Origin of the sequence: Sphingobium wenxiniae (assembly GCF_007830065.1) — a bacterium.
Classification (GTDB): Bacteria; Pseudomonadota; Alphaproteobacteria; order Sphingomonadales; family Sphingomonadaceae; genus Sphingobium; species Sphingobium wenxiniae.
In genome coordinates, this window is sequence record NZ_VLKK01000001.1 from 382,355 (window position 1) to 407,326 (window position 24,972).

The window sequence follows — 24,972 nt, forward strand, 5'->3', positions numbered from 1 at the left end:
ATTTCCTCCTCGCTGCAATGCACGACCTTCAGGCGCGTGATCGCAGCGCGCCTGGCAAGGCCGTTCAAGCACTCCACGATCGTTCATAATGCGAGGATCCAGGTTGACGTCGCCCGATGCCCCATCTGCCACCAAGCGCCCCTCGATTTCCGAACGTCTGATCTTCGCGCTACCTGCCGCCCTGATCTACGGCACATTATTATATTTCGTGGTCTGGAACCCGCGGACCCCCGCCCTGCCCTTCATCGCCGGTCTCCTATTCTTCCCGATGGCGATCACCAGTGTCGCCACCATTCTGGCGGACCCGCGTGGAGAAGGGAGCACATGGCGCCACATCAAGATCGGCTGGATTTGCATAACGCTGTTCATCGTGCTCGCGATCATCCTGCTGCGCGAGGCCGGCATTTGCGCCGTGATGGCCGCGCCTTTCTTTTATGCGGGATCGGCGCTGGGGTCGTGGATCTCCAGCCTTGCGCTGCGCAAGTTGCGTTCGCGTTCACGCTCGGTCGTATCATGCGTCGCCATCCTTCCGCTGGTCGGCTTACCCCTAGAGCCGGGCATCCCTGCGCCTGCGATCGAGCGCCAGGTGCAGACCATCATCGACATCAACGCACCGCCCGAGACGGTCTGGCGGAGTACGGTTGAAATTCCAGAGGTTCGCCCAAGCGAGCTCAAGTGGACCTTCAGCCACAATATCGTCGGTATTCCAAGGCCAGTGGACGCCCGTTTGGCAGGTCATGGCGTGGGATCCGTCCGTCACCTCCGCTGGACGCGAGGCGTCACGTTCGAGGAGGTGGTCACCGGATGGCGGCAGGACCGCTATCTGGCGTGGGATTTCCGGTTCGGGCCGAAATCCATTCCGGAAGCCGTCGAAGGACATATCAGCGTCGACAGCGACTATCTGAAACTGGCCGGCGGAGACTACCGCCTTGATCCGCTGCCGGGCGGCCGGACACGGCTCACGCTGACGACGCGCTACGTCATCGCCACCCCGATCAACGCCTATTGCACCTGGTGGGGGCAGATCTTCCTGAACGACTTCCACGGGACCGTGCTGAACGTCATCCGCCATCGGGCTGAAGCGGAGGCCAGCCGGCTGTCATGACCCGGGTCGAAAGGTGATGATCTCGGATAGACGGGGATAGGCGGCCTGCCAGCCTTTCGACGTGATCCCGAAGGCCAGGACCAGAAGGGCGACCGCGCCGAGGGCCAGAAAGCCCGGGGAGACACTCTGCGAAACAAGCGCGGCGAAGCCAAGCAAACACGCCAGGGTGGCCGCTGCGGCGAGCCAGAGAATCCGACGCGGCGTCTTCATCGCTTGCCAGGTCTCCGGGTCAATCCCGGCCTCGACAAACACATCCGGGTGAAAGCGCAGGCCCTCACGGCGGGCCAGGTGCTGGAGCATGGCGACCCTGACGGCGTGGGCATTGCGAAAGCGCAGGCAACGCAGGACGTCTTCCCGCAACTGCAACGGCAGGCTGCGTTCCACCAGACTGCCCTCTGGCATCCTGTACCAGAACGTCATGCGCGGATTGAGCGCGCGATAGCGCATGGACGATGTTCCGATGTCATAGGCCCGCTCGGGATTGCGAACGACATGCTCCCAGGCGATCATCCTTGCATTCCCGACCTCGGTTGCTCGCGCCGGGTCGGCCCATCACCATAGCCAATCCCGCTGGCGCTCACCTGGAACCATGCGCCGGGGTGCAGACCCCGCCGGATGAGGTTAACTGCGAGCCCGGCGGCAAGCGCCACCGCCATCGCGATCAGCAGCATGATGAGGCCATCGCTGCCTGGATTTCGGTTGGGCGCCCCGGCCGCCGCCACCGGCAGCCAGAATGCAAAGCCGAGAAACGGCACCGCCGCACCGAAGCACAGGCAACGGGTTCCTCGCAGATCCGCGATGCCATCGACGATTTCGGGTGTTTGATGAGGTGCTACGGTATAAGTGATCATCCACGGCACATACCGCACTTGAAAAGATACGACATATCTCTTCGCGCGGCACGGACAGAAGCCGGATGAAAAGGGGCCGACGCATCGGCCAGCCCCTTTCACGCTCAATAATCCATCGCCGGCATGGCCGCTGCGGTGGTCTTCTCTTCCTTCGGCGCTTCTGCGACGAGCGCCTCGGTGGTGATGAGCAATGAGGCGACCGAGGCGGCGTCCTGAAGCGCCGTGCGCACGACCTTGGCTGGATCTATCACGCCCGCCTTGACCAGGTCCTGATATTCGCCGGTGGCGGCGTTGAAGCCCCAATTATAGTCCTCGGCTTCGAGCAACTTGCCGACGATCCAGGCGCCGTCCTCGCCGGCATTCTCGGCGATCTGGCACGCAGGCGCGCGCAGCGCGCGCCGCACGATGTCGATACCGGACTGCTGGTCGTCATTGGCCGCCTTGAGGCTATCGAGCGCCTTGAGCGCGCGCAGGAGCGGGACGCCGCCGCCCGGCAGGATGCCTTCCTCGACCGCGGCGCGGGTGGCATGGAGCGCGTCGTCGACGCGATCCTTCTTCTCCTTCACCTCGACCTCGGTAGCGCCGCCGACCCGGATCACCGCGATGCCACCCGCGAGCTTGGCGAGCCGCTCCTGCAGCTTCTCGCGGTCATAGTCGCTGGTCGTGGTCTCGATCTGCTGGCGGATTTGCGCCACGCGTCCGTCGATGTCCGCCCTGGTGCCGACGCCATCGATGATCGTTGTGTTGTCCCTGTCGATCGTGACCTTCTTCGCGCGGCCCAGCATCGACACCGTCACATTCTCAAGCTTGGTGCCGAGCTCCTCGGAGACGACATTGCCACCGGTGAGAATGGCGATATCCTCGAGCATCGCCTTGCGGCGGTCGCCGAAGCCCGGCGCCTTGACCGCCGCGATCTTGAGCCCGCCGCGCAGCTTGTTGACGACGAGCGTGGCCAGCGCCTCGCCTTCCACATCCTCGGCGATGATCAGCAGTGGTCGGCCCGACTGGACGACCTTTTCGAGCAGCGGCACCAGCGCCTGCAGGTTCGAGAGCTTCTTCTCGTGGATGAGGATATAGGGGTCATCCAGCTCAACCTTGAGCTTTTCGGCATTGGTGATGAAATAAGGCGAGAGATAGCCGCGGTCGAACTGCATGCCTTCGACCGTTTCCAGCTCGGTCGCGAGGCTCTTGGCCTCCTCAACGGTGATCACGCCCTCATTGCCGACCTTGTCCATCGCCTCGGCGAGGATCTTGCCGACCTCCTCATCGCCATTGGCGGAGATGGTTGCGACCTGCGCGATCTCGCTGTTGGCACTGACCTTGCGGGCATGGCTTTCAAGATCCTTGACCACGGCGTTCACGGCAAGGTCGATACCGCGCTTGATGTCCATCGGGTTCATGCCGGCGGCAACCGCCTTCGAGCCCTCGCGCACGATCGCCTGCGCGAGCACAGTGGCGGTCGTCGTGCCATCGCCGGCCTTGTCGTTCTGCTTGTTGGCGACCTCGCGCAGCAGCTGCGCGCCCATATTCTCGAACTTGTCGGCGAGTTCGATTTCCTTGGCGACGGTGACGCCGTCCTTGGTGATGCGCGGCGCGCCGAAGCTCTTCTCGATCACGACGTTACGGCCCTTGGGACCGAGCGTCACCTTCACGGCGTTCGCCAGCGTATCGACGCCGCGCAGCATGCGATCGCGCGCGTCCGAGGCGAACTTGACTTCCTTGGCAGCCATCGTGGCCTGTCTCCTTTCTATGTCCTTCCTGAAATGTTTGAGGATGATGCGGTCAGGCCGCCTGCTTGAGCGGCACGACGTTGTCGATCACGCCAAGGATGTCGCTCTCCTTCATGATGAGCAGATCCTCGCCGTCGATCTTGACCTCGGTGCCGGACCATTTGCCGAACAGGATCCGGTCACCAGCCTTGACCGACAGTTCGACGAGCGAGCCATTGTCGTCGCGAGCACCCGGACCGACAGCGACGATCTCGCCTTCCTGCGGCTTTTCCCTAGCGTTGTCGGGAATGATGATGCCGCCCGAGGTCTTCTCCTCGGCTTCGATGCGGCGGACGACCACACGGTCGTGCAAGGGGCGGAATTGCATAGGCAGAACCTCCAGTTGCAAAACAAGATGTGTTGGTCCTGTCGTTCACCGGAACGACAGGTTCCGCCGAGCTAGGAAAGCCGATTTTTCTGTTCAAGAGGGTTCATGAAAAAAATGGCAGTTATGTCGCGGGAGTGCCAATTCGGCCAATCTCAAAGGCTTGACGCGCCTCAAATCCGCACCAAAATGTCATCCTGCGGCTTTGCCCGCCGAGACGAGAAGCAGCGACACAAGGAAAGGAGATATGGCATGTCGCAGCCCTATTCGCATTTTCTGCATCCCTTCGACATCGCGCGCCATCCGAGCCTGGAGCCGGAGGTCAAGCGCGCCATACTCGCATCCTGGGCCTCCGACCGCGCGGCGGTCAGGGACAATCCCTCGCTTCGCAAACCGCCCGGCGCGGGGCGCGCCGTTCCGGTCGACGACATCTTCGCCGCGATGCGAACGCTTGACGACGGCGTGGGTCGCGGGACGCCGCTGCAATGAGCGACCGCGCCTTCATCGCGCAACTGCAAGGCTATGGGCTGACGACGGCGGAAGTCCATTACTATCGCCCCGATGCGCCCTCGCTCCTGCAACTGTTCGTCTGGCAGGACTATGATCTCGCGCCGGATTTTCCGGTGCTGTTCGACTTTCTCGATCATTGGCGGCGCGAGATCGAAGCGGCGCTCCATTCCGTGCGGATCGCGCATGACCAGCTGATCCGTCCGGCGGAGTGGCGCGCCGTCGATGGCGTCATCTCGATCCAGTGAAGCGCGGGCCGGTTCGGCGCTGGCGCGAGCGAGGCGGACGTAACGTCCGCCTCGTCCTTCCTTTCGACGACATCATGGAGTTCGCGCTCGTCTTGCTCGCATTGTCGCCGGCCGCGCTCGACGCTTTGGGCTGGACCTTCGCCGATCGGAAACGGCTGCTCGATCATTTCTTGCGTTCGGGCAAGGCCGCGCAGGGGATCGGCCCCGAGCGGCTCGGCACCACGCCGATCGAACTCAACCTGCCGCAGCGCGACGTCGATCGTCTGCAACATTTCTCGCGCCGCGAGCTTCCCAAGGGCGCGAGCAACGCGGCAATGCTCGATCGGGTCCTCGCCGCGCTGGATGCCGCGTCGCATCGCCACCGCGCCGACTGATCCCAGGAAGCGAGCGCGTTATCGTAGGAACGGCGCCTCGGCCAAGCCGTCGAACATGAATTGCACGGCGAGGCCGGCAAGCAAAAGCCCGATATCCTGCCCACCACGTCCGCGCCTGTTCAGCCCAGGAGCGCAATCAGGCGCTCGGCCGCCCGCATCGCGCCAAATGTCAGGAGCAGGCACACAAGGATCATCGCGATGAAGCCCGCCGCTTCGATCCAGCCTGCCGTTCGCCCCATGACGAGCACCGCCGCGGCGAGGCTGCCCGGTCCCGCGATCAGCGGAAAGGCCAGCGGAAATACCGCTATATCCCCCGGCCGCTCGGCATCCTGCTTCTCTCCTTCGTTGAGCGACGAAAGACCCGGGCTGGAGAAGGTAAGCGTCAGCGCCTGGAGGAACAGCAGCAGACCTCCAGCTACCCGAAACGCCGGCAGCGAAATGTCCAGCAATGAGAGCACGAACGCCCCGCCGATCGCGAACAGGAGCAGGACGAGTCCGGCGATCATCACCGAACACAGCGCGAGGCTGCGGCGATCGCCGCGATGCACGCCCGCGGTGAGGCTGGCGAAGACCACCGCCGTCTCGACCGGACCGATCATGACGAAGAGGGTCACGAAGCTCGACAGAATCGATGGGGCAGCGTGCATGATATCAAGCGGGATCGCAGACGATCGGCGCGCGCTACGCGCGCCAATCAAATCCACGAAAAAGCGAATGGGAGAGCGGCACCAAGGGCCGCTCTCCGGGTTCAAATGGTAGAGGGCGCAGCCGGGGGCGGTGTCACGACGGCATGGTTGATCAACATCGTCCTGGCCGACCCGCTGCCGCCCGCCACAGGCGTCGACATCTTACCATCGGCAGCGCAATCGCCCGAACTGGCCGAGATCAGCTTCGGCTGCTGGTCGGAGCCCTGCGATGTCAGCCGCCAGCTATGAGAGCAGACGCGGCTGCCGTCACCGATCGAGACGAAGCGATAACTGACTGTTCCGGCGGGCAGGTTGCCGAACTTCGCGAAGTCAAGCTGCCCACCGTGGTCGCGCAGTCCCGCTTGAAGCGCCTGGACCTGGCGCAACATCGCGGCAGACTGCCGGTCCATGTCGGCGGCGATCCGGTCGAACAGGGCGAAGGGGGCGATCATCGACGGATCGGCGAATGCCACCGGCATGAACCGCGTCCCGGGCTCTACGACAACCCTTGGCGCGACATCGCCCTTATATTCGATCCGGGCCAGCGAGCCGTCGGGCAGGTCGACGGTCATGACCCGACTGTCATTCCCAGCCGCCAGAGCCGTTCCGGCAACGGCGAGCGCCGCTACGCCGGCAAGGGCGGCTGTCCGAGGTGACTTTCGCATCAATCGTCCTTTCATTGCTGGTTGATAAGAAGGTGAAATCTATCCCGTCATGCTGAACCCTGGATGGCCTGCTCTGCTGCGCCAGCCTGACAGGCCGCGCAACGGCGCGCTTGCGGTGCTGGCGGCCACCAGTGCCGGGCCGGGGATTGCTCCGTCGGCGCGCGAACGGCCAGCGATCGTTGATCGGATGGCTGTCCACGGACTGAGAACCCCAGCCCCTCGCGCCGGCAATAAGCCACCGCCACATCGCGATCGGGGAAACGCAACTCGATCGTCTCGAGCGGATCGCTGCCGCCGGTCCAGCCTGTCAGGGGATCGGCGATCGGGCGCCAGCGCGGCGCGAAACGCACCCGCCATTGCCCGCGCCGGGCTCGACCGGCCTGATGGACGGCGAGCGGCAATGGCTCGATCACGGCATGGGCGTCGGATGGAAGCGCGTTTCCGGCGCGGGGGCGAGCCTGATTGTCGTTGGCGATCGACCCGGAACCGAAGTTCCGGGCCACGTCGTCACGCCGCCTTGCCATTGATCGGGATACGGCGGACATCCTCGTTCGCCGCCTCGGTCTTCGGCAGGGTAACGGTGAGCACACCGTTCCTAAAGCTCGCGCTCGCCTGGTCGCGATCGACGCCTTTGGGCAGGCCGATGCGCCGCTCGAAACGGCCATAGCTGCGTTCGGAATAGCCGCGGTCCTTGTCCTCGACCTCCGAGCGCTTCTCGCCGCGCAGCGTGAGCGCGCCTTCCTCGACGCTGATCTCGACATCCTTCTCGTCGAGGCCCGGCAGTTCGGCTGTGACGCGCAGTTCCTTATCGGTTTCGCCAAGCTCAACATGCGGCCAACCGGCGGCGCGATCGAAGCCTGCGAGCGTGGGCGCGCCGAAGCCACGAAAGGCATCGTCGAACAGGCGATTCACCTCGCGATGGAGCGAGAGCAACGGATGGGAATCAGTGTCGCGGTCACGCGCCGCGCTGACCGGAACGGGAAGCCGGTTTTCCTGCCGGCTCCAGGGAATGAGATCACGAAAAGCCATGATGGTCATCTCCTTTTCTGGCTGGAAGGGCCATGGCCTGCCGGCCCGTCAAGGGAGCGGCGCCGGCAGACCGGTTGTCGGATCAGGCCGCTTCGCGGGCCTTGTCCTTCGGCGCCTCGATCCGATCATTGGCAGCCGCGCTGCCGCTGATCTCGATCCGGCGCGGCTTCATCGCCTCGGGCACCACCCGCTTGAGCGCGATGCTGAGCAGGCCGTTCTCGAAGCTGGCATTGCCTGCTTCGACGAAGTCGGCGAGCTGGAAGCGCCGCTCGAACGGGCGCGCGGCGATGCCCCGGTGCAGATATTCGCCCTTGCCATCGTCCTCCGCGCGCTTGCCGGTGACGGTGAGCAGGTTCTGCTGGGCGACCACCTCGATGTCCTCGGGACGGAAGCCGGCAACCGCCAGCGTGATGCGATAGCTGTCCTCGCCATCCTTCACGATGTCGAAGGGCGGATAGCCGTCATCTTCACGCGCGCCTGCCTCGAGCAGGTTGAACAGCCGGTCGAAACCGACCGTCGAGCGCCTGTACGGCCCAAAATCAAAATTGGTTCTCATCTCCAAATCCTCCAACTGAAGCAATTTGGGCATGAGAAGCGCCGGGAATGGAGAGCCGGCGCCCTCTATGTCCAGCCGGACCCGGAATTGGCACCCGGCGGAACAGAATTAGGAAATACCGTGATGGGTTCAAGAGATTATTTTCAAATTTAAGAGGCGGCACGAAGCCATCGCCGCCGCGCCAAAGAGGGTGCCGGCAGGAAGTACAGGGACGCGGTTGTCGCAATGTCCCGGTCATTTTAGCCATAGGCTTCAGGCCGAACTTGATCGTGATTCCGAAATCCTTGGGCAAAGCCTTTTGGTGTCCCTCGAATGGAGTGTTGAGCGCGGCCTTCAACTCGATGAGGACACGCTGCTTGCTCGATCCCTTCATCGTGCCAAGGCGGCGTTGCCAGCCTCGCACGTCAGCTCGATAGCATCCCTCACGGCGATATTGGGGTCAATCCCAGCGCCGCCGGACTCTTGCTGCTCGAACCACTCGTTCGCTTTGCCGAGCGCCTGCTTCCGGTTAAGGATCGTATCGCCGTTTGCGGCCGACAGATCATCCGCGGTGCCGAGAGCTTTTTTCAAACCATGGCTGGCGGGGAAAGTGATGACGCCCTTGTTTAAGGTGACAGTTGTGCGAATGCGCTCAAACCACCCACATGCGTCAAAGGGATAAACAGGAAAGAGAACTACAGGCGTGTTGGCCCCAATCGATCAGCCATCAGCGCGACGCAGGGAATCACTGAAAAGCCGAGCAGCGCCGGCCCGCCAAGACGCATGAAGGAGCGGAAGCATACGCTCGGGCGACCGCTCAGCGCCTGATCGTGATGCCGGTCCATGGCCCCGCTCATAATCGGCAATGCAGCCTCAGGCGGGTTCCGGTCGATCGATGAGTCCGCTATCGAGCAGAGGCGCGGCATCGATATGCTGTGCATTCATGAGCATCGCCAAACGTTCGACGGCGGCCAGGATCATCGCCTGTTCCCATTGCGGTAGATCCGCGAAACGATGCGTGAAGGTCGTCTGCAACAGGTCCGGAGCATCGGCGAGAGCGGTTTTGCCCGCGGGCTGAGCGGAGAGAATGAACTGGCGCTTGTCCCTTTCGCTGCGCTGGCGTTGCACGAAGCCGAGTTCCTGCAATCGGTCGACGATCGCGGTGATCGTCGCCTGGCTGAACTGGAGGGCGTTGGCGATCGTTCCGGGGGTTGCCGAATCGCGGGAGTCGATTTCGCGCAGGACGAGCCATTGCGACGGGGTGAGACCGGTCGTGCTGGCAAGGCGGCGGCTGCCGATTTCGGTGGCGCGCAGCACGCGGCGCAGGGCGCGGAGCGTCAGGGAGGCGATCTCTGAATCCATGAATGAAGTATAGAAGGTTCGGGGTTTTTTCGCCATGGAAAATCCTTTGGGAATCGAAGGAGTTTGCGCTTCATTCATTCAGTGAAAGACTCTTTGAAAGCCGTTAAGGTTGAAAATCGAGTCTAAACCGTTATATACGGCGCCACAGACATGACGGGGTCGGGCAGGCTCCATAGAATATACTTCGGGAGATGAATAATCATCAATTCTAAGTCCGACGCGGCGCTGGCGCCGCCACGGAAGTCCGCGTGCCCGTCGCGGCGCGCGCGGCCAGAAGAGTTTCAGTTGCGCCCGCCCGTGGCGACCGACGGGCCTTCGATCACCAGGCTGATCGCGCATTGCCCGCCGCTGGATGCCAATTCGGCCTATTGCAACCTGCTGCAATGCACGCATTTCGCCGAGAGCTGCATCGTTGCCGAGCATGGCGGCGAGGGCGGGATCGCCGGATGGGTTTCGGGCTATCGCCCGCCGTCCGACCCGGAGAGCTTCTTCGTCTGGCAGGTCGCCGTTTCACCGGCCGCGCGGGGACACGGGCTGGCCGGACGCATGGTCGAGGCGCTGCTGGATCGTCCGGCGGCGGCGGGCGTCACCCACCTCATCACCACGGTGACGGAAGACAACCGCGCGTCCTGGACCCTGTTCGAGGGGCTGGCGCGGCGGTGGAACGCCCCGCTGGCCAAAAGCGCGCTGTTCGAGCGCGAAACCCATTTTGCCGGCGCCCATGCCACCGAATGGCAAGCGCGCATCGGTCCGCTGCCGCGCTGACCGCACCCCATCCTCAAGGAGAATTGGCGACATGATCACCACCCTTCCGCAACCCACGAAACGCAAACCGGACACCGCCATCTATGAGCGCCTGGAATCCGCCGTGCGCAGCTATGCCCGATCGATGCCACGGCAGTTCGCCAGGGCGGAAGGCGTCTGGATGCACGACAATCAGGGCGGCCGTTATCTGGATTTCCTGTCGGGCTGCTCCACGCTGAATTACGGTCATAACCATCCGGTCCTGAAAAGCGCGCTGATGGACTATATCGCCGGGAACGGCATCACCCATGGCCTCGACCTGCACACGGACGCCAAGGCCGATTTCCTGGCGGCGCTGGAACAGGTGATCCTCAAACCCCGGGGCCTGGACTATCGCGCGATGTTCACCGGACCCACCGGAACCAATGCGGTGGAAGCGGCGATCAAGCTGGCCCGCAAGGTGACGGGCCGGGAACTTGTGATCGCCTTCACCAACGGCTTTCATGGCATGACGCTGGGAGCGCTCGCCTGCACGGGCAATGCCGCCAAGCGCAGCGGCGCGGGCATTCCGCTCTCGCACGTCGCGCATGAACCCTTCGAGGGTTATCACGGGCCGCAGATCGATACGGCCGAATTACTCGAGCGCCGCCTTGCCGATCCGTCGAGCGGCCTGGATGCGCCGGCCGCCATCCTGGTGGAGACGGTGCAGGGCGAAGGCGGACTCAACGCCGCATCGCCGGAATGGCTGCGCGAGATCGCGGCCATCGCCAAACGCCACGGCGCGCTGATGATCGTCGATGACATCCAGGCGGGCTGCGGCCGCGCGGGCAGCTTCTTCAGCTTCGAAGGCATGGGCTTTACCCCCGACATCGTCACCATGGCGAAGTCGCTGTCCGGCATGGGCCTGCCCTTCGCGCTGGCGCTGTTCCGGCCCGAACTGGATCAGTGGTCGCCCGGCGAGCATAACGGCACCTTCCGGGGCAACAACCACGCCTTTGTCACGGCAGCCGCGGCGCTGCGCCATTTCTGGAGCGACGGACAATTCCAGCAGGACATCGCCCGCAGGAGCCGGATGCTGGAGCGGCGGCTGGATGCCATGGCGTCCGAGCATGGCCTGTCAACACGCGGCCGGGGCATGATACGCGGCATCGACATAGGTTCGGGCAAGATCGCCCAAGCCGTCACCGCCGCCTGCTTCGCGCAGGGACTGATCATCGAAACCAGCGGCGCCCATGACGAGATCGTCAAGGTGCTCGCGCCCCTCGTGATCCACGACGCCGTGCTGTCGGCGGGACTCGACATCCTTGAGGAGAGCATCCGCGCCGCGCTGCCGCTCGCCTATGGCGTGGCCGCGGAATAAGGAAAGGGATTATCGGCCATTTTCCGCCATTCAATATCCGTCATCCCAGCGAAAGCCGGAATCTCATTTAGGCATGCCAGCTTTCGCTGATGGAAGAGGGAAGGCTGCAACGCCCGAAAACCACCCCCCCATTCCACGCAAGGGTTTGTAAACGCCGTAATCGCTTAAGGAAAAGGAGACACCATCAATGATCGTCCGCAAACTCCAGGCGGTCCGCAAATCGGACCGCAATGTCCAGTCGAAGCAATGGGACAGCGCCCGCCTGCTGCTGAAGGACGACAATATGGGTTTTTCCTTCCACGTCACGACCATGTACGCGGGCGAGGAACTGCACATGCACTACCAGAACCATCTGGAAGCGGTGCTGGTGCTCAAGGGCACCGGCACGATCGAGGATCTGGGCGCGGGCGTCACCCACCAACTGGCGCCCGGCGTCATGTATGCGCTCAACGCCCATGACAAGCATGTCGTGCGGCCCGTCACCGACATATTATGCGCCTGCGTGTTCAATCCGCCGGTCACGGGCCGGGAAGTGCATGACGAAAGCGGCGCATATCCCGCCGCGGCGAACATGGTTCGCGAGGGCGAACTCACCAGTTAAGACACAGGCAGGGGGAAGTCCCATGAAAGACGTCTACCCGTCCCGCCGCGCCCTGGCGGCGGAGTTCCTGCCGCGCCTCGATCCGGTCGTCCACGGCAACTGGAGCGAAGATGCGCCGCTGAGCGCCGGACAGGCGGCGCAGTTCGACCGCGACGGCTATCTGGTGCTTGAGGACATGTTCCCGGACGAGGAGGTTGCCTTCCTGCAAGGCGAGGCGCGCAAGCTGTTGGCCGATCCCGACGCGCTGGAGGCAGAAACCGTCATCACCGAGCCGGGCGGCCGGGAGGTGCGGTCCATCTTCGCGATCCACGCGCAAAGCCGCGCGCTGGCGCGGCTGGCCGCCGACGAGCGCCTCGCCGGAGCGGCCCGCTTCCTGCTGGGGGATGAGGTGTACATCCACCAGTCGCGGCTCAACTACAAACCCGGTTTTCAGGGCAAGGAGTTCTATTGGCACAGCGATTTCGAGACATGGCATGTCGAGGACGGGATGCCGCGGATGCGGGCATTGTCCATGTCGGTCCTGCTGGCCGAAAATACGCCGCATAACGGACCGCTGATGCTGATCCCCGGATCGCATCGCGCCTTCCTGACCTGCGTGGGCGAAACGCCCGAGGATCATTATCGCATCTCCCTCAAGAAGCAGGAATATGGCGTGCCGGACGAGGACAGCCTGGCCGAGCTCGCGCACAGGCACGGGATCGTCGCGCCGACCGGCAAGCCGGGATCGGTCGTGATCTTCGACTGCAACGTCATGCATGGATCGAACGGCAACATCACGCCCTTCCCCCGCGCCAACGCCTTCCTGGTCTATAATGCCGTCAGCAACCGGCTGGCCGCGCCCTTCGGCGTGGAAAAGCCGCGCCCCGAGTTCATCGCCGCGCGCGGCGAGCCAAAGGCGATCCGGCCGATATCCGGCCCGCTGATGGAAGCGGCGGCGGCATGAAGGGCGCCCATAGCGCCAGGTCGCGCAAATGACGACGTGACCCAGGGACAGACGAGATGAATGCGATTGCACCCGCTGCCGCCGCGCCGGCCCCTGCCCCCCCGGCACAGGACGCCGCCTTGCGCCGCGCCATCGCCGCATCGGCCATGGGCAATGCGACCGAATGGTTCGATTATGGCATCTATGCCTATGGCGTGACCTATATTTCCGCTGCCCTGTTTCCCGGCGACACGGACGAAGCGGTGCTGTTCGCGCTGGCGACCTTTGCCATATCCTTTCTGGTGCGGCCGTTGGGCGGTCTGTTCTGGGGGCCGCTGGGCGACCGGCTGGGGCGCAAGTCGGTGCTGGCGCTCACCATATTGCTGATGTCGGCCGCGACGCTGTGCGTCGGCCTGATCCCCGACCATGCCGCCATCGGATTCTGGGCGCCGGCGCTGCTGATCCTGCTGCGCATGGTGCAGGGCTTTTCCACCGGCGGCGAATATGGCGGAGCGGCGACCTTCATGGCCGAATATGCGCCCGACGCGCGGCGCGGCTTCCATGGCAGCTTCCTGGAGTTCGGGACGCTGGCGGGCTTTTCGCTGGGCGCGTCGCTGATGCTGGGATTTTCGTTGCTGCTGGGAGAGGAGGCGATGCACGCATGGGGCTGGCGTATCCCGTTCCTGATCGCCGCGCCCATGGGGCTGATCGGCATGTATCTGCGTTCGAAGATGGAAGACACACCGGTCTTCCGCGCGGCGGCCAGCCTGCATGACAACGGGCGAGCCTCGCCCGGCCTGGCCCTGCTGACTCGGCGGCACTGGCGGCCGATGCTGGTGGTCGGCGGGCTGGTCGTCGCGCTCAACGTCGTCAACTATACGTTGCTGAGCTACATGCCGACCTATCTGCAACGGCGTATCGGCCTGTCGTCCGACGAGGCGCTGATCGTCCCGATCATCGGCATGCTGCTGATGATGGTCTTCCTGCCCTTCGCCGGCGGGTTGTCCGACAGGGTCGGGCGGCGGCCGATGTGGCGCGTGTCGCTGATCGGGCTGCTCGTCGGGGCGGCGCCGCTCTATATGCTGATGGCGACCGGACTGGCGGGCGCCATCGCCGGCTTCGTCCTGCTGGGCCTGCTCTATGTGCCGCAGCTTGCGACCATATCGGCGACCTTTCCCGCGCTGTTCCCGACGCAGGTGCGCTTCGCGGGCTTTGCCGTCGCCTATAATGTGTCCACGTCGATCTTCGGCGGGACGGCGCCCGCGATCGGCAGCGGCCTGATCGGCCTGACGGGCAATGACCTGATGCCGGCATTCTACATGATGCTGGCATGCGCCGTGGGTCTTTTCGCGCTGCGCTTCATGCCGGAGACGGCGGGGCGGTCCCTGTATGACGATCCCTTCGCAGCGGAGGGGCATATCGGCGGCAAGGAAGCTCCGCGCGGGAAAATCGATCCGTCCTAGTCGCGTCCGTACACGTCGGGCCGAAACGCCACCCCATCCTTGCCCGACGCCGCGGTCAGATAGGTGAGATAGACCGGCACCGGCTGCGGCAGCGGCCTGTGTTGTTCCGGCGTGTCGGAATCGGTCGTCAGCGTCTTGCCGAAGAACCATTTGCCCAATCGCGGCGCGTCCTCCAGCCGCACGCAGCCGTTGCTGAACTGCCGCGCGGGCTTGCCGAACAGATCGCGCGAGGGCGTGTCGTGCAGATAGATGCCAAGGTCGTTGGGGAACATGAACTTCATCCGCCCCATGGAATTGCTCCGCCCCGGCAGCTCCCGCACGCGCAGCTCCTGCCGGCCCGACGCCACCGCCTGCCAGTCGATGCTGCTCTGGTTCAGCTTTTGCGGATTGGCGCTCCAGTCCGAAAGCGCCTCATAATTCATCTTCTGGAGCGAAGCGCCGTCCAGGATTTTGGGCGCGATCTTGCGCTCGACCAGATCGGGCGGCACGTTCCAATAAGGGTTGAGCGTCGCATAGCGGATCATGCCCGCCATCATCGGCGTCTGGCTTTCCTTCGCGCCGACCACCACCTTCATCGTGCCGTCGAGCTTGCCACCGCTATAATACCAGAGCCGCGCCGAAGCCGCGTCCACCACCACATGCCGCACCCATGGCCCCGGCAGCAGCCGTGTCCGCTCCATGTTGAGCGCGAGCGCGCGCGCATAATATTTCGGCCCGCGATTGAGCGCCGTCACCGTCTGCGGCCCCGCGATGCCATCGGGCGTCAGGCCGTGATCGCCCTGGAACGCCTTGACCTTCGCGGCCAGCGCCTTGTCATATCCGCCGCCCGGCGACAGCCCCAGCCGCTCGCGCAGCGCGCCGACGCCCGGCCCCTTCGCGCCCGGCTTCAGTTTCAGCCCCGTGGGCACCGCCACATCGGGCAAATCCGCCCATGTCTTGCCATAGTCCGCGCGCGCCTTGCGCAATTGCATGTAGAAGGGGCTCATCCAGCCAGCCTTCTCCACATAGTCCTCGAACGAAGATGTCACCGCCGCCGCGCGCAATATATCCGCCGGGCCGGGATCGCGCGGCTCCACTTCCGGGTCGAGATAGCGCATCTTCACCGCCCGCGAAGGCGCCCGCATGTCCGCGACCAGCTTCGCGAAACTCTTCGACAGCGCCAGTTCCGCGCGGGCCAGCGCCTTGGGATCGCCGCTGCCGTCCGCATCCTCGATGGCGCGGCGCAGCCCCTTGGGATCGTAATTGCCGGGTTTCAGCCCATCGGCCTCCGCGCTGTCGATCAGCTTCAGCAGCGCATCCGCCTGCGGTCCGACGGCGTCCTTTTCCACCCAGACCGGCCAGAAGCCGCGCGGACCGTAGAAGTCGCGCAGCTTGCCGCCGACCTGCGCGCGGATTTCCGCCGCGACGCTCGACCGCGCGGGGGCTTCCTTCAGGGCGGCGTCCTGGGCGCGCGCCATCGGCGCGGCGCCGGCGCTCGCGATCAGGCCAAGGACGAGGATTTGAGGACAGAAAAGGGCGCGGCGGATGCGCCGCGCCCGGAAAGGTCGGGTGATCAGCCGCGTTCTCCCCGGCGGGACGGCATGGGCGGCGGAGGCGGCGGGCAAGGCGGCCCCTGGATCGCGTTATAGATACCGTCGGCGGTGTAATAACCGTCGATGATACCGTCTCCATCGCGGTCCGCCGCGACCGTACCGGCTATCGCACCCGGCCCGAGCGGCGGCGCCGGCGCAACGGGTTCGTCCTTGGTGGAGGCGCAGGCGCTCAGAACGAGCACCCCCGCGGCGGCCAGAGCCATTTGCCGTATATTCATAGCATCTCCCTGTGGCGTCCGCGCGAACGGCGGATGCCCTGCATTACTCGATGCTGCAGGACGCAGCCGACTTTCAACGACCGAAAGCCGGAAAGGATTCCATTACCCAACCGCAATGACGGCGAACCGACCCTTAACCAGGATCAAGCGTTGAAATCCGCCCAATCGGCCGAAGCGATGCCCTGCGCGTAGAGCAGCACCGACAGGTCGCCATGCACGATCTCCGCATCGGCGGCCGCGCGGGTCCTGGGCTTGGCGTGATAGGCAACGCCCAGCCCCGCCCCCTCGATCATCGGGATGTCGTTCGCGCCGTCGCCCACCGCCAGAGTCAGCGCCCGGTCGATCCCGCCAGCGACCGCCGCTTCCAGTTCCGCCCGCTTGCGCGCCGCGTCCACGATCGGCACCGTCACCGTCCCCAGTAAAGCGCCGTCCGCGATCTCCAGCACATTGGCGACCGCGCCGTCGAAGCCGATCTCTTCGGCCACCGGCCCGGTGAAGCGCGTGAACCCGCCGGACACCAGCAGCGTCCGCGCGCCCCGCGCCTTCATCGTGCGGACGAGCGCCTTCGCGCCGGCCATGATGACGACCCGCTCCGCGCGGCAGCGGTCGATGGCCGCGTCCTCCAGCCCCTTCAGCAGCGCGACCCGTTCATGCAGCGCACCCGCAAAGTCCAGTTCGCCGCGCATCGCCCGTTCTGTGATCTCCGCGATCTGCGCCTTGATCCCGGCATAATCGGCCAGTTCGTCGATGCACTCGACGGTGATCATGGTGGAATCCATGTCCGCGATCAGCAGCTTCTTTTCGCGCCCTTGGGCGGGCTGGACGATCACGTCCACCGCGCCCAGATCGGCGAGAACAGCCCGCGCCGCCACCGGGTCCGCGCCGAAGAAGATGTCCGCCGCCTTGCCCTCGTCCAGCCATGCGCTATCGACCGGCGCGCAACCGGCGACGGAGAGCCGCCCGACCGCTTCCGCAATATCCCCCTGACTCAAGGACGCACTTGCCACTAAGGTCGCGACGAACATGAACACTCCCGATCCCAAGACGGGCGAATCCCGCCCACGCGTCGCGCTTATTGCCGGGCCTACCGCCAGCGGCAAGAGCGCGCTTGCCATCGCCCTGGCGGAGGCGGCGAACGGCACGGTCATCAATGCGGACGCAAGCCAGGTCTATGCCGACCTGCAAATCCTCTCCGCCCGTCCCGGCGCGGAGGATATGGCGCAGGCTCCGCACCGCCTTTTCGGCCATATCGACGGGGCGGAAGCCTGCACCGCCGCCCGCTGGGCGGCCGAGGCGCGCGCGGAAATAGACCGCGCCCATGGCGAAGGCCGCCTCCCCGTCCTCGTCGGCGGAACGGGCATGTATATCCGCACGCTGCTCGACGGCATCGCCCCGGTGCCGGACATAGACCCCGCCATCCGCGAAGCCGTCCGCGCGCTGCCCTTGGCGCAGGCCCATGCCGCCCTCGCGCAGGAAGACCCGGACGCCGCCGCCCGCCTCGCGCCCGCCGACGCCAGCCGCGTCGCCCGTGCGTTGGAAGTGGTGCGCTCCACCGGCAAGCCCCTGTCGCAATGGCAGAGGCATAAAAGCGGCGGCATCGCCCATCGCATCCGCCTCTCGCCCCTCATCCTCCTGCCGCCGCGCAAATGGCTGATCGCCCGCTGCGACCTGCGTTTCGGGCAGATGGCGGAAAAGGGCGCCGTCGAGGAAGTGCAGGCCCTGCTCGCCCGCAATCTCTCCCCCGACCTCCCCGTCATGCGGGCCATAGGAGTGCCCGAAATCGCCGCATGGCTCGCCGGAGAGATCGACCGCGACACCATGCTGGAGCGCGGCCGCATCGCCACCCGTCAATATGCCAAACGCCAATATACCTGGTTCTCGCGCCAGCCCCCGGATGGCTGGCCCCGCGAAATGAGACAGATTGATACGAAATTAATTGCAGAATTAGTAATTAAATTACAACAATGACTGTTGACTTGCCATTTTATACCCAATAGAGGCACCCACCTTGCCTTTCCGCTCATCCGGGCGCAAAGGGCTGCCTCGCACGCAAGGGAAGGATTTCATCGTGGCCGAAAAGAGCGGCGCGGACATTTTGGTTGAATGCCTGATCGATCTGGGCGTCGAAGTCGTGTTCGGTTATCCGGGCGGCGCGGTGCTGCCCATTTACGACGCGCTTTTCAACCATCCGAAGATCCGCCACGTCCTCGTCCGCCACGAACAGGGCGCGACCCATATGGCGGAAGGCTATGCGCGCTCGACCGGCAAGCCCGGCGTCGTGCTCGTCACCTCCGGCCCCGGCGCGACCAACGCCGTCACCGGCATCACCGACGCGCTGATGGATTCGATCCCCATGATCGTCCTGACAGGGCAGGTCGCCACGCAACTGATCGGCACCGACGCCTTTCAGGAAGCCGACACCATCGGCATCACGCGCCACTGCACCAAGCATAATTATCTGGTGAAGGACCCCGGCAAGCTGGCGGGCGTCATTCATGAGGCGTTCCATATCGCCACCACCGGCCGTCCCGGCCCGGTCGTCGTCGACATTCCGAAGAATGTGCAGGTCGCCACCGCGCCCTATCAAAAGCCGGAAGCTTTCGAACATGCCAGCTACCGTCCCCAGATCAAGGCGGACGCGAAGGCCATCGACACGGCGGTCGAAATGCTGGCGGCGGCGGAGCGCCCGATCCTCTATACCGGCGGCGGCGTCATCAACTCGGGGCTGGAAGCCGCCCGTCTGCTGCGCGAACTGGCCGACATGACCGGCGCGCCCGTCACCTCGACGCTGATGGGTCTGGGCGCCTTCCCCGCTTCCTCGCCGCAATGGCTGGGGATGCTGGGGATGCATGGCACCTATGAATCCAACTGGGCGATGAATCAGGCGGACCTGATCGTCTGCATCGGCGCGCGCTTCGATGATCGCGTGACCGGCCGTCTGGACGCCTTCGCGCCGAACAGCCGCAAGGTCCATATCGATATCGACCGCAGCTCGATCAACAAGACGGTGGAGGTCGACCTGCCTATCGTCGCGGACGTCGGCAGCGCCATGGCCGACATGATCGCGCTCTGGAAATCCCGCAATCACCACAAGGCGGACCTGTCCGCATGGTGGAAGCAGATCGACGGCTGGCGCGAGCAGAAAAGCCTCGCCTATCCCGAGAGCGCCACCGAAATCATGCCGCAGGAAGCGATCGCCCAGCTTTACAAGGCGACGCGCTCGGCCACAGACGTCATCATCACCACCGAAGTCGGCCAGCATCAGATGTGGGCCGCCCAGCATTTCGGCTTCGACGCGCCGAACAAATGGCTGACCTCGGGGGGCCTGGGCACCATGGGCTATGGCTTCCCCGCCGCCATCGGCGCGCAGGTCGGCAATCCCGACAGCCTCGTCATCTGCGTGGCGGGCGACGCTTCGGTCCAGATGAACATTCAGGAAATGGGCACCGCCAGCCAGTATCGCACGCCGGTCAAGCTCTTCATCCTCAACAATGAATATATGGGCATGGTCCGCCAGTGGCAGGAACTGACCTATGAAAGCCGTTATTCCAACAGCTATTCGGACAGCCTGCCCGACTTCGTGAAGCTGGCGGAGGCCTATGGCTGGACGGGCATCCGCATCGAAGGGCCGCAGGAGCTGGAAAGCGGCATCCGCCAGATGATCGACACGCCCGGCCCGGTGATCGTGGATTGCCGCGTGGCGAAGCTTTCCAACTGCTTCCCGATGATTCCGTCGGGCGCGGCCCATACCGACATGCTGCTCGATCCCAGTCAGGTGTCGGGCAGCCTGTCGGACGAGGCGAAGGCGCTGGTGTGACGGGACATCTCAAGCTTCGCATCCATGTGAGCGAACCGTGGGATTTCGAGCGGATCGCGGGCACGGCCGAATTGACCGGCTGGACCGTCGATCATGCGGACCCGGACAATGAGGAATGGGAAGTGCATCTGGACGAGGGGTTCGATTTCCACGAACGCCGCATCGGCCGCCTGCTGGCCGGGCCGCGCTATGTGGGCGAGCATCTGACGCGGATGTTCGACGCGGTGGCGGGCTTTCCCGTCCGCCTCGCCTATCGCGGCGACGGGGCATGGCACTATGCCTTCACGGGCATGATCTCGCAGCGCCATGAGCGCAAGGACGAAGAACCGGACAACGGGGCAGGCATTTGATGCATATCCAGGAAGAACTGAACGAGCGGCACGTCCTGTCGCTGACGGTCGCGAACGAGGCGGGCATATTGGCGCGGATCGCCGGGCTGTTCACCGCGCGCGGCTATAATATCGACAGTCTGACGGTGGCGGACATCACGACCGACCATGCGATCAGCCGCATCACCATCGTCACCGGCGGCCCGCCCAAGGTGATCGACCAGATCATCGCCCAGCTTGAGCGGCTGGTGCCGGTGCACAAGGTGACGGACCTCACCGAAGCCGGTCCCTTCGTGGAGCGCGAGCTGGCGCTGGTGAAGGTGTCCGGCACCGGGGAGGACCGGATCGAGGCGCTGCGCCTCGCCGACGTGTTCCGCGCCAAGGTGGTCGACACGACCATCGAGAGCTTCATCTTCGAAATCACCGGCACGACGGACAAGATCGACAATTTCGTCGCCCTGATGCGCCAGATCGGCCTGGTCGAAGTCGGCCGCACCGGTGTCGTCGGCCTCACGCGCGGCAAGGAAGCGGCATAACGAATCATCCCTCTCCCGCCTGCGGGAGAGGGAGGGGCCATCGCACCGCGATGGGAGGGTGAGGGCCGCCCCGCTCACCACCAGCAATCACGGCTCCCTAAAAGGAGCAAAAAGGACAGAAAGAAGGAACGGAACATGAAGGTTTATTACGATCGCGACGCGGACATCGGCCTGATCAAGGGCAAGAAGGTCGCCATCCTCGGTTACGGCAGCCAGGGCCACGCCCATGCCCAGAACCTGCGCGACAGCGGCGTCGCGGACGTCGCCATCGCGCTGCGCCCCGGTTCCGCCAGCGCCAAGAAGGCCGAAGGCGCGGGCTTCAAGGTCCTGCCCAACGCCGAAGCGGCCGCATGGGCCGACGTCCTCATGATCCTGGCCCCCGACGAGTTCCAGGCGGAGATCTATGCCGCCGACATTCACGCGAACATGAAGCCCGGCGCCGCGCTCGCCTTCGCCCACGGCCTCAACGTCCATTTCGGCCTGATCGAGCCGCGCGCCGACGTCGACGTCATCATGATCGCGCCCAAGGGTCCCGGCCACACCGTCCGCAGCGAATATCAGCGCGGCGGCGGCGTGCCCTGCCTGATCGCCATCCATCAGGACGCGACCGGCAACGCTCATGACATCGCCCTGTCCTACGCCAGCGGCGTCGGCGGCGGCCGGTCGGGCATCATCCAGACCGACTTCAAGGAAGAGTGCGAAACCGACCTGTTCGGCGAACAGGCCGTGCTGTGCGGCGGCCTCACCCACCTCATCATGGCGGGTTTCGAAACGCTGGTGGAAGCCGGCTATGCGCCTGAAATGGCCTATTTCGAATGCCTCCACGAAGTGAAGCTGATCGTCGACCTGATGTATGAAGGCGGCATCGCCAACATGCGCTATTCGATCAGCAACACCGCCGAATATGGCGATTATCACACCGGCCCGCGCGTCATCACCGACGAGACGAAGGCCGAAATGAAGCGCGTCCTCAACGACATCCAGCAGGGCAAGTTCGTCCAGCGCTTCATGACCGACATCAAGACCGGCTATCCGGAAATGAAGGCGAAGCGAAAGCTCCAGGCCCAGCACCCGATCGAAAAGACCGGCGAGCAGCTGCGCGCCATGATGCCCTGGATCGGCGCCAACAAGCTGGTGGACAAGGACAAGAACTAGGTCCGTTCGCGGGAACGATCCGTTTCCGCTTTCCGCACTGGAACAATCGAGGGGCGTGGCCTATTCTGGCCGCGCCCCTTGAACGTTTTGGAGAGTTGCGAAATGCGAAAATATCTGATCCCCGCCGCCGCACTGGTCGCGCTGGCCGGAGGCACCGTCGTCGTCGCGCAGCAGATGCCCGCCGCTCCCGGCACCAAGGATGTGTCGAAAGTTACAGGCGGCACTTACAAGATCGACCCCGGCCACACGCAGATCGTCTTCGCATACGACCATATGGGCTTCAGCAACAATATCGGCATCATCGCCCAGCCCACCGGCACGCTGACGCTCGATCCCAAGAACCCGGCGGCCGCGAAAGTCTCGGTCGATGTGCCCATCGCGAACCTCAAGACCGGCGTTCCCGATCTCGACGCGCACCTCATGAAAGCGGATTTCTTCGACGCGGCAAAATTCCCCAAGGCGACCTTCGTGTCGACCGGCGTGAAGGTCGACGGCGACGATGCCGACATCACCGGCAACCTCACCATCAAGGGCATCACCAAGCCCGTGACGCTGGACGCCGACTTCTACGGCGTCGGCACGCATCCGATGAACAAGAAGGAAAATATCGGCTTCACCGCCACGACCACGATCAAGCGCAGCGATTTCGGCATGAGCTATGGCGTACCGATGGTCGGCGACGCGATCGAATTGAAGATCGTCGCTGCCTTCGAAAAACAGTAAGCGATGGACCGGAACGGCGGCGCTTCCCTGAACCCGCCGTTCCGGTCCATCGCATCCGGGCTGGTTTCGGCCATTTTCCCCCATTCAGCGCGCGCGCGTGAAAATTTCGTCATTCCGGGCCGGCAAGAACTTTGACAGTTCCCTTCACTCCTGCCCGCCACGCGCAAGAAACGACTGGACGCGGTTGGCCGAATGAGGTTATGGCGCTTCCCATGACGCAGCATATGCTCCTATCCCTGCTACGACTTACACGCCCTTAGGCGTGATATTTGTGCTGCGCGCCATTTTCATGCGCCGGCAAGACGCCTAAGGGCACTTTCAAGCAAACAGTCGTTCCACCGGGCACCTTCGCGCGCCCGTATGCAGAGAAGTAGCTTTTCCGATGATGCTGACCGATCCTTCCGTCAAATACCGCCCTTTCCCGCAGGTGGACCTGCCCGACCGCCAGTGGCCCTCGCGCGTCATTACCGCGCCGCCGCGCTGGCTCTCGACCGATCTGCGCGACGGCAACCAGTCGCTGATCGACCCGATGAACGCGGAAAAGAAGACGCGCTTCTTCGACCTGCTGGTGAAGATCGGCGTCAAGGAAATCGAAATCGGCTTCCCCGCGGCGGGCGCGACCGAGTTCGACTTCATCCAGGATCTGGTCCGCACCGGCCGCATCCCGGCCGACGTGACGCCGCAGGTGCTGACGCAGGCGCGCGACGACCTGATCGCCACCACATTCGAATCCCTGCGCGGGGCGGACAAGGCCATCGTCCATGTCTACAATGCGATCTCGCCCGCATGGCGGCGCATCGTTTTCGGCATGGAACGGCCGGAGATCAAGGCGATCGCCGTCCACGCCGCCAAGCTGCTGCGCGACAATGCGGCGAAGCAGCCCGATACCGACTGGCATTTCGAATACAGCCCCGAAACCTTCTCCACCGCCGAACTGGATTTCAGCCTGGAATGCTGCGAGGCGGTGATCGACATTCTCCAGCCGACGCCGGAAAAGCCGCTGATTCTGAACCTGCCCGCCACGGTCGAAGCGGCAACGCCCAATATCTATGCCGACCAGATCGAATGGTTCTGCCGCCATATTTCCCGGCGCGACAGCGTGGTCATCTCACTGCACACGCATAACGACCGGGGCACCGGCGTCGCGGCGGCGGAACTGGGCATCATGGCGGGCGCGGACCGTGTCGAAGGCTGCATGTTCGGCAATGGCGAGCGCACCGGCAATTGCGATCTGGTGACGGTCGCACTCAACATGTATTCGCAGGGGATCAATCCCGGCCTGGACTTCTCCGACATCGACGAGGTCATCCAGACGGTCGAATATTGCAACCAGCTTCCCGTCCATCCGCGCCATCCCTATGGCGGCGAACTGGTCTTCACGGCCTTTTCCGGCAGCCATCAGGACGCGATCAAGAAGGGTTTCGCCGCGCAGGAAGTGCGCAACGACGAGATGTGGGACGTGCCCTATCTGCCCATCGACCCCGCCGATCTGGGCCGCAATTACGAAGCGGTCATCCGCGTCAATTCGCAGTCCGGCAAGGGCGGCGTCGCCTGGGTCTTGCAGCAGGACAAGGGCCTGAAACTGCCCAAGCGGATGCAGGCGGATTTTTCGCGGGTCGTGCAGGCGCTGGCCGACGAAAGCAGCCGCGAACTCAACGCCGCCGATATCTGGACCGCGTTCGAGGATCATTACCGCCTGTCGGGCGATCAGGCCTATCGCCTGATCGACTATCATGAAAGCGGCGCGGCGGGCGACCGGGTCTTCACCGGCAAGATCGCCTATCAGGGCGGAGAACGCTCCATTTCCGGGCGCGGCAACGGCCTGCTCTCCTCGGTGCTGGCCGCGTTGCGCGACGAGTTGAACGTCGATCTGGACATTGCCGACTATAGCGAGCACGCCATCGGTGCGGGAACGGACGTGGCGGCCGCCGCCTATGTCGAATGCCGCACCCCGGACGGCCGCACGGTCTTCGGCATCGGCACCGACACGGACGTCGCCACCGCATCGGTCCAGGCTGTCCTTTCCGCCGCGAACGGCGTGGCGGCGCGGGGCTGA

The 24,972-nt window shown here is 64.4% G+C and carries 31 protein-coding genes; 16 read left to right on the plus strand and 15 right to left on the minus strand.

Translation table 11 applies throughout. From position 1 onward, the window contains the following. Positions 1-103 precede the first annotated feature (103 nt). Positions 104-1,105: an SRPBCC family protein gene (locus IQ35_RS01805; RefSeq protein WP_199739897.1), complete on the plus strand. Its 1,002-nt coding sequence runs from the start codon at positions 104-106 to the stop codon at positions 1,103-1,105. Here IQ35_RS01805 and IQ35_RS01810 read toward each other — a convergent pair. The 4 genes from IQ35_RS01810 to groES all read right to left on the minus strand — a co-directional run bounded on the left by IQ35_RS01810 (position 1,100) and on the right by groES (position 4,053). Continuing rightward, complete coding sequence (locus IQ35_RS01810; RefSeq protein WP_145071775.1) at positions 1,100-1,615, minus strand: hypothetical protein; 516 nt, start codon at positions 1,613-1,615, stop codon at positions 1,100-1,102. The two genes, IQ35_RS01805 and IQ35_RS01810, sit on opposite strands and share 6 nt — an antisense overlap. After that, on the minus strand, positions 1,612-1,956 hold the full coding sequence (locus IQ35_RS01815; RefSeq protein ID WP_145071777.1) for a hypothetical protein: 345 nt from the start codon (positions 1,954-1,956) through the stop codon (positions 1,612-1,614). Before IQ35_RS01815 ends, IQ35_RS01810 begins: the two co-directional genes overlap by 4 nt. Positions 1,957-2,060: 104 nt before the next feature. Further along, the gene (gene groL / locus IQ35_RS01820) at positions 2,061-3,686 is read right to left on the minus strand and encodes a chaperonin GroEL (protein ID WP_021243898.1); all 1,626 of its coding nucleotides are present in this window, start codon (positions 3,684-3,686) and stop codon (positions 2,061-2,063) included. 52 nt (positions 3,687-3,738) lie between these two features. Next, positions 3,739-4,053 (minus strand): co-chaperone GroES, encoded by a 315-nt coding sequence (groES, locus tag IQ35_RS01825; protein WP_021243897.1) that lies wholly within the window; start codon positions 4,051-4,053, stop codon positions 3,739-3,741. Between the two features lie 249 nt (positions 4,054-4,302). On the opposite strand from groES, the gene IQ35_RS01830 reads away from it, so the two are divergent. The 3 genes from IQ35_RS01830 to IQ35_RS01840 are packed head-to-tail and all read left to right on the plus strand — an operon-like array spanning position 4,303 to position 5,179. Next, the gene (locus IQ35_RS01830) at positions 4,303-4,539 is read left to right on the plus strand and encodes a hypothetical protein (RefSeq protein WP_145071779.1); all 237 of its coding nucleotides are present in this window, start codon (positions 4,303-4,305) and stop codon (positions 4,537-4,539) included. Continuing rightward, entirely contained in the window at positions 4,536-4,805 is a 270-nt protein-coding gene (locus IQ35_RS01835; protein ID WP_145071781.1) for an usg protein, read from the plus strand. Before IQ35_RS01830 ends, IQ35_RS01835 begins: the two co-directional genes overlap by 4 nt. Further along, a complete protein-coding gene (locus IQ35_RS01840) occupies positions 4,802-5,179 on the plus strand; it encodes a hypothetical protein (protein WP_145071783.1) in 378 nt (125 codons plus the stop codon). The genes IQ35_RS01835 and IQ35_RS01840 overlap by 4 nt, the downstream gene beginning before the upstream one ends. Positions 5,180-5,298: 119 nt before the next feature. On the opposite strand, the gene IQ35_RS01845 is transcribed toward IQ35_RS01840, so the two are convergent. The 8 genes from IQ35_RS01845 to IQ35_RS01885 all read right to left on the minus strand — a co-directional run bounded on the left by IQ35_RS01845 (position 5,299) and on the right by IQ35_RS01885 (position 9,492). Continuing rightward, the gene (locus tag IQ35_RS01845; RefSeq protein WP_199739898.1) at positions 5,299-5,826 is read right to left on the minus strand and encodes a MarC family protein; all 528 of its coding nucleotides are present in this window, start codon (positions 5,824-5,826) and stop codon (positions 5,299-5,301) included. Positions 5,827-5,927: 101 nt separating this feature from the next. Further along, positions 5,928-6,530, minus strand: coding sequence for a hypothetical protein (locus IQ35_RS01850; RefSeq protein WP_145071785.1), 603 nt, complete (start codon positions 6,528-6,530; stop codon positions 5,928-5,930). A gap of 47 nt (positions 6,531-6,577) precedes the next feature. Beyond that, the gene (locus IQ35_RS01855; protein ID WP_242003267.1) at positions 6,578-7,033 is read right to left on the minus strand and encodes an NADH dehydrogenase ubiquinone Fe-S protein 4; all 456 of its coding nucleotides are present in this window, start codon (positions 7,031-7,033) and stop codon (positions 6,578-6,580) included. Positions 7,034-7,037: 4 nt separating this feature from the next. Continuing rightward, positions 7,038-7,559 (minus strand): Hsp20/alpha crystallin family protein, encoded by a 522-nt coding sequence (locus IQ35_RS01860; RefSeq protein ID WP_145071789.1) that lies wholly within the window; start codon positions 7,557-7,559, stop codon positions 7,038-7,040. An 82-nt stretch (positions 7,560-7,641) separates the two neighbouring features. Next, complete coding sequence (locus IQ35_RS01865; protein WP_145071791.1) at positions 7,642-8,115, minus strand: Hsp20 family protein; 474 nt, start codon at positions 8,113-8,115, stop codon at positions 7,642-7,644. A gap of 369 nt (positions 8,116-8,484) precedes the next feature. Continuing rightward, positions 8,485-8,685, minus strand: coding sequence for an SH3 domain-containing protein (locus IQ35_RS01875; RefSeq protein WP_145071795.1), 201 nt, complete (start codon positions 8,683-8,685; stop codon positions 8,485-8,487). A 104-nt stretch (positions 8,686-8,789) separates the two neighbouring features. Next, positions 8,790-9,035 carry a DUF3325 family protein gene (locus IQ35_RS21860; RefSeq protein WP_145071797.1) on the minus strand — a complete coding sequence of 82 codons (246 nt, stop codon included), beginning with the start codon at positions 9,033-9,035 and terminating at the stop codon, positions 8,790-8,792. Then, the gene (locus tag IQ35_RS01885; protein WP_021243888.1) at positions 8,968-9,492 is read right to left on the minus strand and encodes a MarR family winged helix-turn-helix transcriptional regulator; all 525 of its coding nucleotides are present in this window, start codon (positions 9,490-9,492) and stop codon (positions 8,968-8,970) included. The genes IQ35_RS21860 and IQ35_RS01885 overlap by 68 nt, the downstream gene beginning before the upstream one ends. Positions 9,493-9,783: 291 nt before the next feature. On the opposite strand from IQ35_RS01885, the gene ectA reads away from it, so the two are divergent. From ectA to IQ35_RS01910, 5 genes are all read left to right on the plus strand, one after another. Next, a complete protein-coding gene (ectA, locus tag IQ35_RS01890; protein WP_242003270.1) occupies positions 9,784-10,221 on the plus strand; it encodes a diaminobutyrate acetyltransferase in 438 nt (145 codons plus the stop codon). 31 nt (positions 10,222-10,252) lie between these two features. Beyond that, on the plus strand, positions 10,253-11,560 hold the full coding sequence (ectB, locus tag IQ35_RS01895) for a diaminobutyrate--2-oxoglutarate transaminase (RefSeq protein ID WP_145071801.1): 1,308 nt from the start codon (positions 10,253-10,255) through the stop codon (positions 11,558-11,560). A gap of 187 nt (positions 11,561-11,747) precedes the next feature. Next, positions 11,748-12,161 (plus strand): ectoine synthase, encoded by a 414-nt coding sequence (locus tag IQ35_RS01900; RefSeq protein ID WP_021243885.1) that lies wholly within the window; start codon positions 11,748-11,750, stop codon positions 12,159-12,161. A 22-nt stretch (positions 12,162-12,183) separates the two neighbouring features. Further along, the gene (gene thpD / locus IQ35_RS01905; RefSeq protein WP_021243884.1) at positions 12,184-13,104 is read left to right on the plus strand and encodes an ectoine hydroxylase; all 921 of its coding nucleotides are present in this window, start codon (positions 12,184-12,186) and stop codon (positions 13,102-13,104) included. 56 nt (positions 13,105-13,160) lie between these two features. After that, entirely contained in the window at positions 13,161-14,546 is a 1,386-nt protein-coding gene (locus IQ35_RS01910; protein ID WP_145071803.1) for an MFS transporter, read from the plus strand. Here IQ35_RS01910 and IQ35_RS01915 read toward each other — a convergent pair. The 3 genes from IQ35_RS01915 to serB all read right to left on the minus strand — a co-directional run bounded on the left by IQ35_RS01915 (position 14,543) and on the right by serB (position 17,381). Continuing rightward, entirely contained in the window at positions 14,543-16,150 is a 1,608-nt protein-coding gene (locus tag IQ35_RS01915) for a L,D-transpeptidase family protein (protein WP_479685474.1), read from the minus strand. The two genes, IQ35_RS01910 and IQ35_RS01915, sit on opposite strands and share 4 nt — an antisense overlap. Continuing rightward, positions 16,099-16,356, minus strand: coding sequence for a hypothetical protein (locus tag IQ35_RS01920; RefSeq protein WP_021243881.1), 258 nt, complete (start codon positions 16,354-16,356; stop codon positions 16,099-16,101). Before IQ35_RS01920 ends, IQ35_RS01915 begins: the two co-directional genes overlap by 52 nt. A gap of 143 nt (positions 16,357-16,499) precedes the next feature. Beyond that, entirely contained in the window at positions 16,500-17,381 is an 882-nt protein-coding gene (gene serB, locus IQ35_RS01925; protein ID WP_021243880.1) for a phosphoserine phosphatase SerB, read from the minus strand. Here serB and miaA point away from each other — a divergent pair. The 7 genes from miaA (at position 17,380) to leuA (ending at position 24,972) form a co-directional block, all read left to right on the plus strand. Then, on the plus strand, positions 17,380-18,324 hold the full coding sequence (miaA, locus tag IQ35_RS01930; protein WP_145071807.1) for a tRNA (adenosine(37)-N6)-dimethylallyltransferase MiaA: 945 nt from the start codon (positions 17,380-17,382) through the stop codon (positions 18,322-18,324). The two genes, serB and miaA, sit on opposite strands and share 2 nt — an antisense overlap. Positions 18,325-18,424: 100 nt before the next feature. After that, on the plus strand, positions 18,425-20,173 hold the full coding sequence (locus IQ35_RS01935; protein WP_145071808.1) for an acetolactate synthase 3 large subunit: 1,749 nt from the start codon (positions 18,425-18,427) through the stop codon (positions 20,171-20,173). Next, on the plus strand, positions 20,170-20,523 hold the full coding sequence (locus IQ35_RS01940) for a hypothetical protein (protein ID WP_021243877.1): 354 nt from the start codon (positions 20,170-20,172) through the stop codon (positions 20,521-20,523). The genes IQ35_RS01935 and IQ35_RS01940 overlap by 4 nt, the downstream gene beginning before the upstream one ends. After that, on the plus strand, positions 20,523-21,038 hold the full coding sequence (gene ilvN / locus IQ35_RS01945; RefSeq protein WP_021243876.1) for an acetolactate synthase small subunit: 516 nt from the start codon (positions 20,523-20,525) through the stop codon (positions 21,036-21,038). Before IQ35_RS01940 ends, ilvN begins: the two co-directional genes overlap by 1 nt. Positions 21,039-21,173: 135 nt before the next feature. Further along, on the plus strand, positions 21,174-22,193 hold the full coding sequence (gene ilvC / locus IQ35_RS01950; RefSeq protein ID WP_021243875.1) for a ketol-acid reductoisomerase: 1,020 nt from the start codon (positions 21,174-21,176) through the stop codon (positions 22,191-22,193). 102 nt (positions 22,194-22,295) lie between these two features. Then, positions 22,296-22,916 carry a YceI family protein gene (locus IQ35_RS01955; RefSeq protein ID WP_021243874.1) on the plus strand — a complete coding sequence of 207 codons (621 nt, stop codon included), beginning with the start codon at positions 22,296-22,298 and terminating at the stop codon, positions 22,914-22,916. A gap of 382 nt (positions 22,917-23,298) precedes the next feature. Beyond that, positions 23,299-24,972, plus strand: coding sequence for a 2-isopropylmalate synthase (leuA, locus tag IQ35_RS01960; RefSeq protein WP_145071809.1), 1,674 nt, complete (start codon positions 23,299-23,301; stop codon positions 24,970-24,972).

What these genes read in the sequence shown, in the direction of transcription:
- IQ35_RS01810 (WP_145071775.1), bottom strand. Translation starts at nt 1,615, where the DNA reads ATGATCGCCTGGGAGCATGTCGTTCGCAATCCCGAGCGGGCCTATGAC.
- IQ35_RS01815 (WP_145071777.1), bottom strand. Translation starts at nt 1,956, where the DNA reads ATGATCACTTATACCGTAGCACCTCATCAAACACCCGAAATCGTCGAT.
- groL (WP_021243898.1), bottom strand. Translation starts at nt 3,686, where the DNA reads ATGGCTGCCAAGGAAGTCAAGTTCGCCTCGGACGCGCGCGATCGCATG.
- groES (WP_021243897.1), bottom strand. Translation starts at nt 4,053, where the DNA reads ATGCAATTCCGCCCCTTGCACGACCGTGTGGTCGTCCGCCGCATCGAA.
- IQ35_RS01830 (WP_145071779.1), top strand. Translation starts at nt 4,303, where the DNA reads ATGTCGCAGCCCTATTCGCATTTTCTGCATCCCTTCGACATCGCGCGC.
- IQ35_RS01835 (WP_145071781.1), top strand. Translation starts at nt 4,536, where the DNA reads ATGAGCGACCGCGCCTTCATCGCGCAACTGCAAGGCTATGGGCTGACG.
- IQ35_RS01845 (WP_199739898.1), bottom strand. Translation starts at nt 5,826, where the DNA reads ATGCACGCTGCCCCATCGATTCTGTCGAGCTTCGTGACCCTCTTCGTC.
- IQ35_RS01850 (WP_145071785.1), bottom strand. Translation starts at nt 6,530, where the DNA reads ATGCGAAAGTCACCTCGGACAGCCGCCCTTGCCGGCGTAGCGGCGCTC.
- IQ35_RS01860 (WP_145071789.1), bottom strand. Translation starts at nt 7,559, where the DNA reads ATGGCTTTTCGTGATCTCATTCCCTGGAGCCGGCAGGAAAACCGGCTT.
- IQ35_RS01865 (WP_145071791.1), bottom strand. Translation starts at nt 8,115, where the DNA reads ATGAGAACCAATTTTGATTTTGGGCCGTACAGGCGCTCGACGGTCGGT.
- IQ35_RS21860 (WP_145071797.1), bottom strand. Translation starts at nt 9,035, where the DNA reads ATGCACAGCATATCGATGCCGCGCCTCTGCTCGATAGCGGACTCATCG.
- IQ35_RS01885 (WP_021243888.1), bottom strand. Translation starts at nt 9,492, where the DNA reads ATGGCGAAAAAACCCCGAACCTTCTATACTTCATTCATGGATTCAGAG.
- ectB (WP_145071801.1), top strand. Translation starts at nt 10,253, where the DNA reads ATGATCACCACCCTTCCGCAACCCACGAAACGCAAACCGGACACCGCC.
- IQ35_RS01900 (WP_021243885.1), top strand. Translation starts at nt 11,748, where the DNA reads ATGATCGTCCGCAAACTCCAGGCGGTCCGCAAATCGGACCGCAATGTC.
- thpD (WP_021243884.1), top strand. Translation starts at nt 12,184, where the DNA reads ATGAAAGACGTCTACCCGTCCCGCCGCGCCCTGGCGGCGGAGTTCCTG.
- IQ35_RS01910 (WP_145071803.1), top strand. Translation starts at nt 13,161, where the DNA reads ATGAATGCGATTGCACCCGCTGCCGCCGCGCCGGCCCCTGCCCCCCCG.
- IQ35_RS01920 (WP_021243881.1), bottom strand. Translation starts at nt 16,356, where the DNA reads ATGAATATACGGCAAATGGCTCTGGCCGCCGCGGGGGTGCTCGTTCTG.
- miaA (WP_145071807.1), top strand. Translation starts at nt 17,380, where the DNA reads ATGAACACTCCCGATCCCAAGACGGGCGAATCCCGCCCACGCGTCGCG.
- serB (WP_021243880.1), bottom strand. Translation starts at nt 17,381, where the DNA reads ATGTTCGTCGCGACCTTAGTGGCAAGTGCGTCCTTGAGTCAGGGGGAT.
- ilvN (WP_021243876.1), top strand. Translation starts at nt 20,523, where the DNA reads ATGCATATCCAGGAAGAACTGAACGAGCGGCACGTCCTGTCGCTGACG.
- ilvC (WP_021243875.1), top strand. Translation starts at nt 21,174, where the DNA reads ATGAAGGTTTATTACGATCGCGACGCGGACATCGGCCTGATCAAGGGC.
- IQ35_RS01955 (WP_021243874.1), top strand. Translation starts at nt 22,296, where the DNA reads ATGCGAAAATATCTGATCCCCGCCGCCGCACTGGTCGCGCTGGCCGGA.
- leuA (WP_145071809.1), top strand. Translation starts at nt 23,299, where the DNA reads ATGATGCTGACCGATCCTTCCGTCAAATACCGCCCTTTCCCGCAGGTG.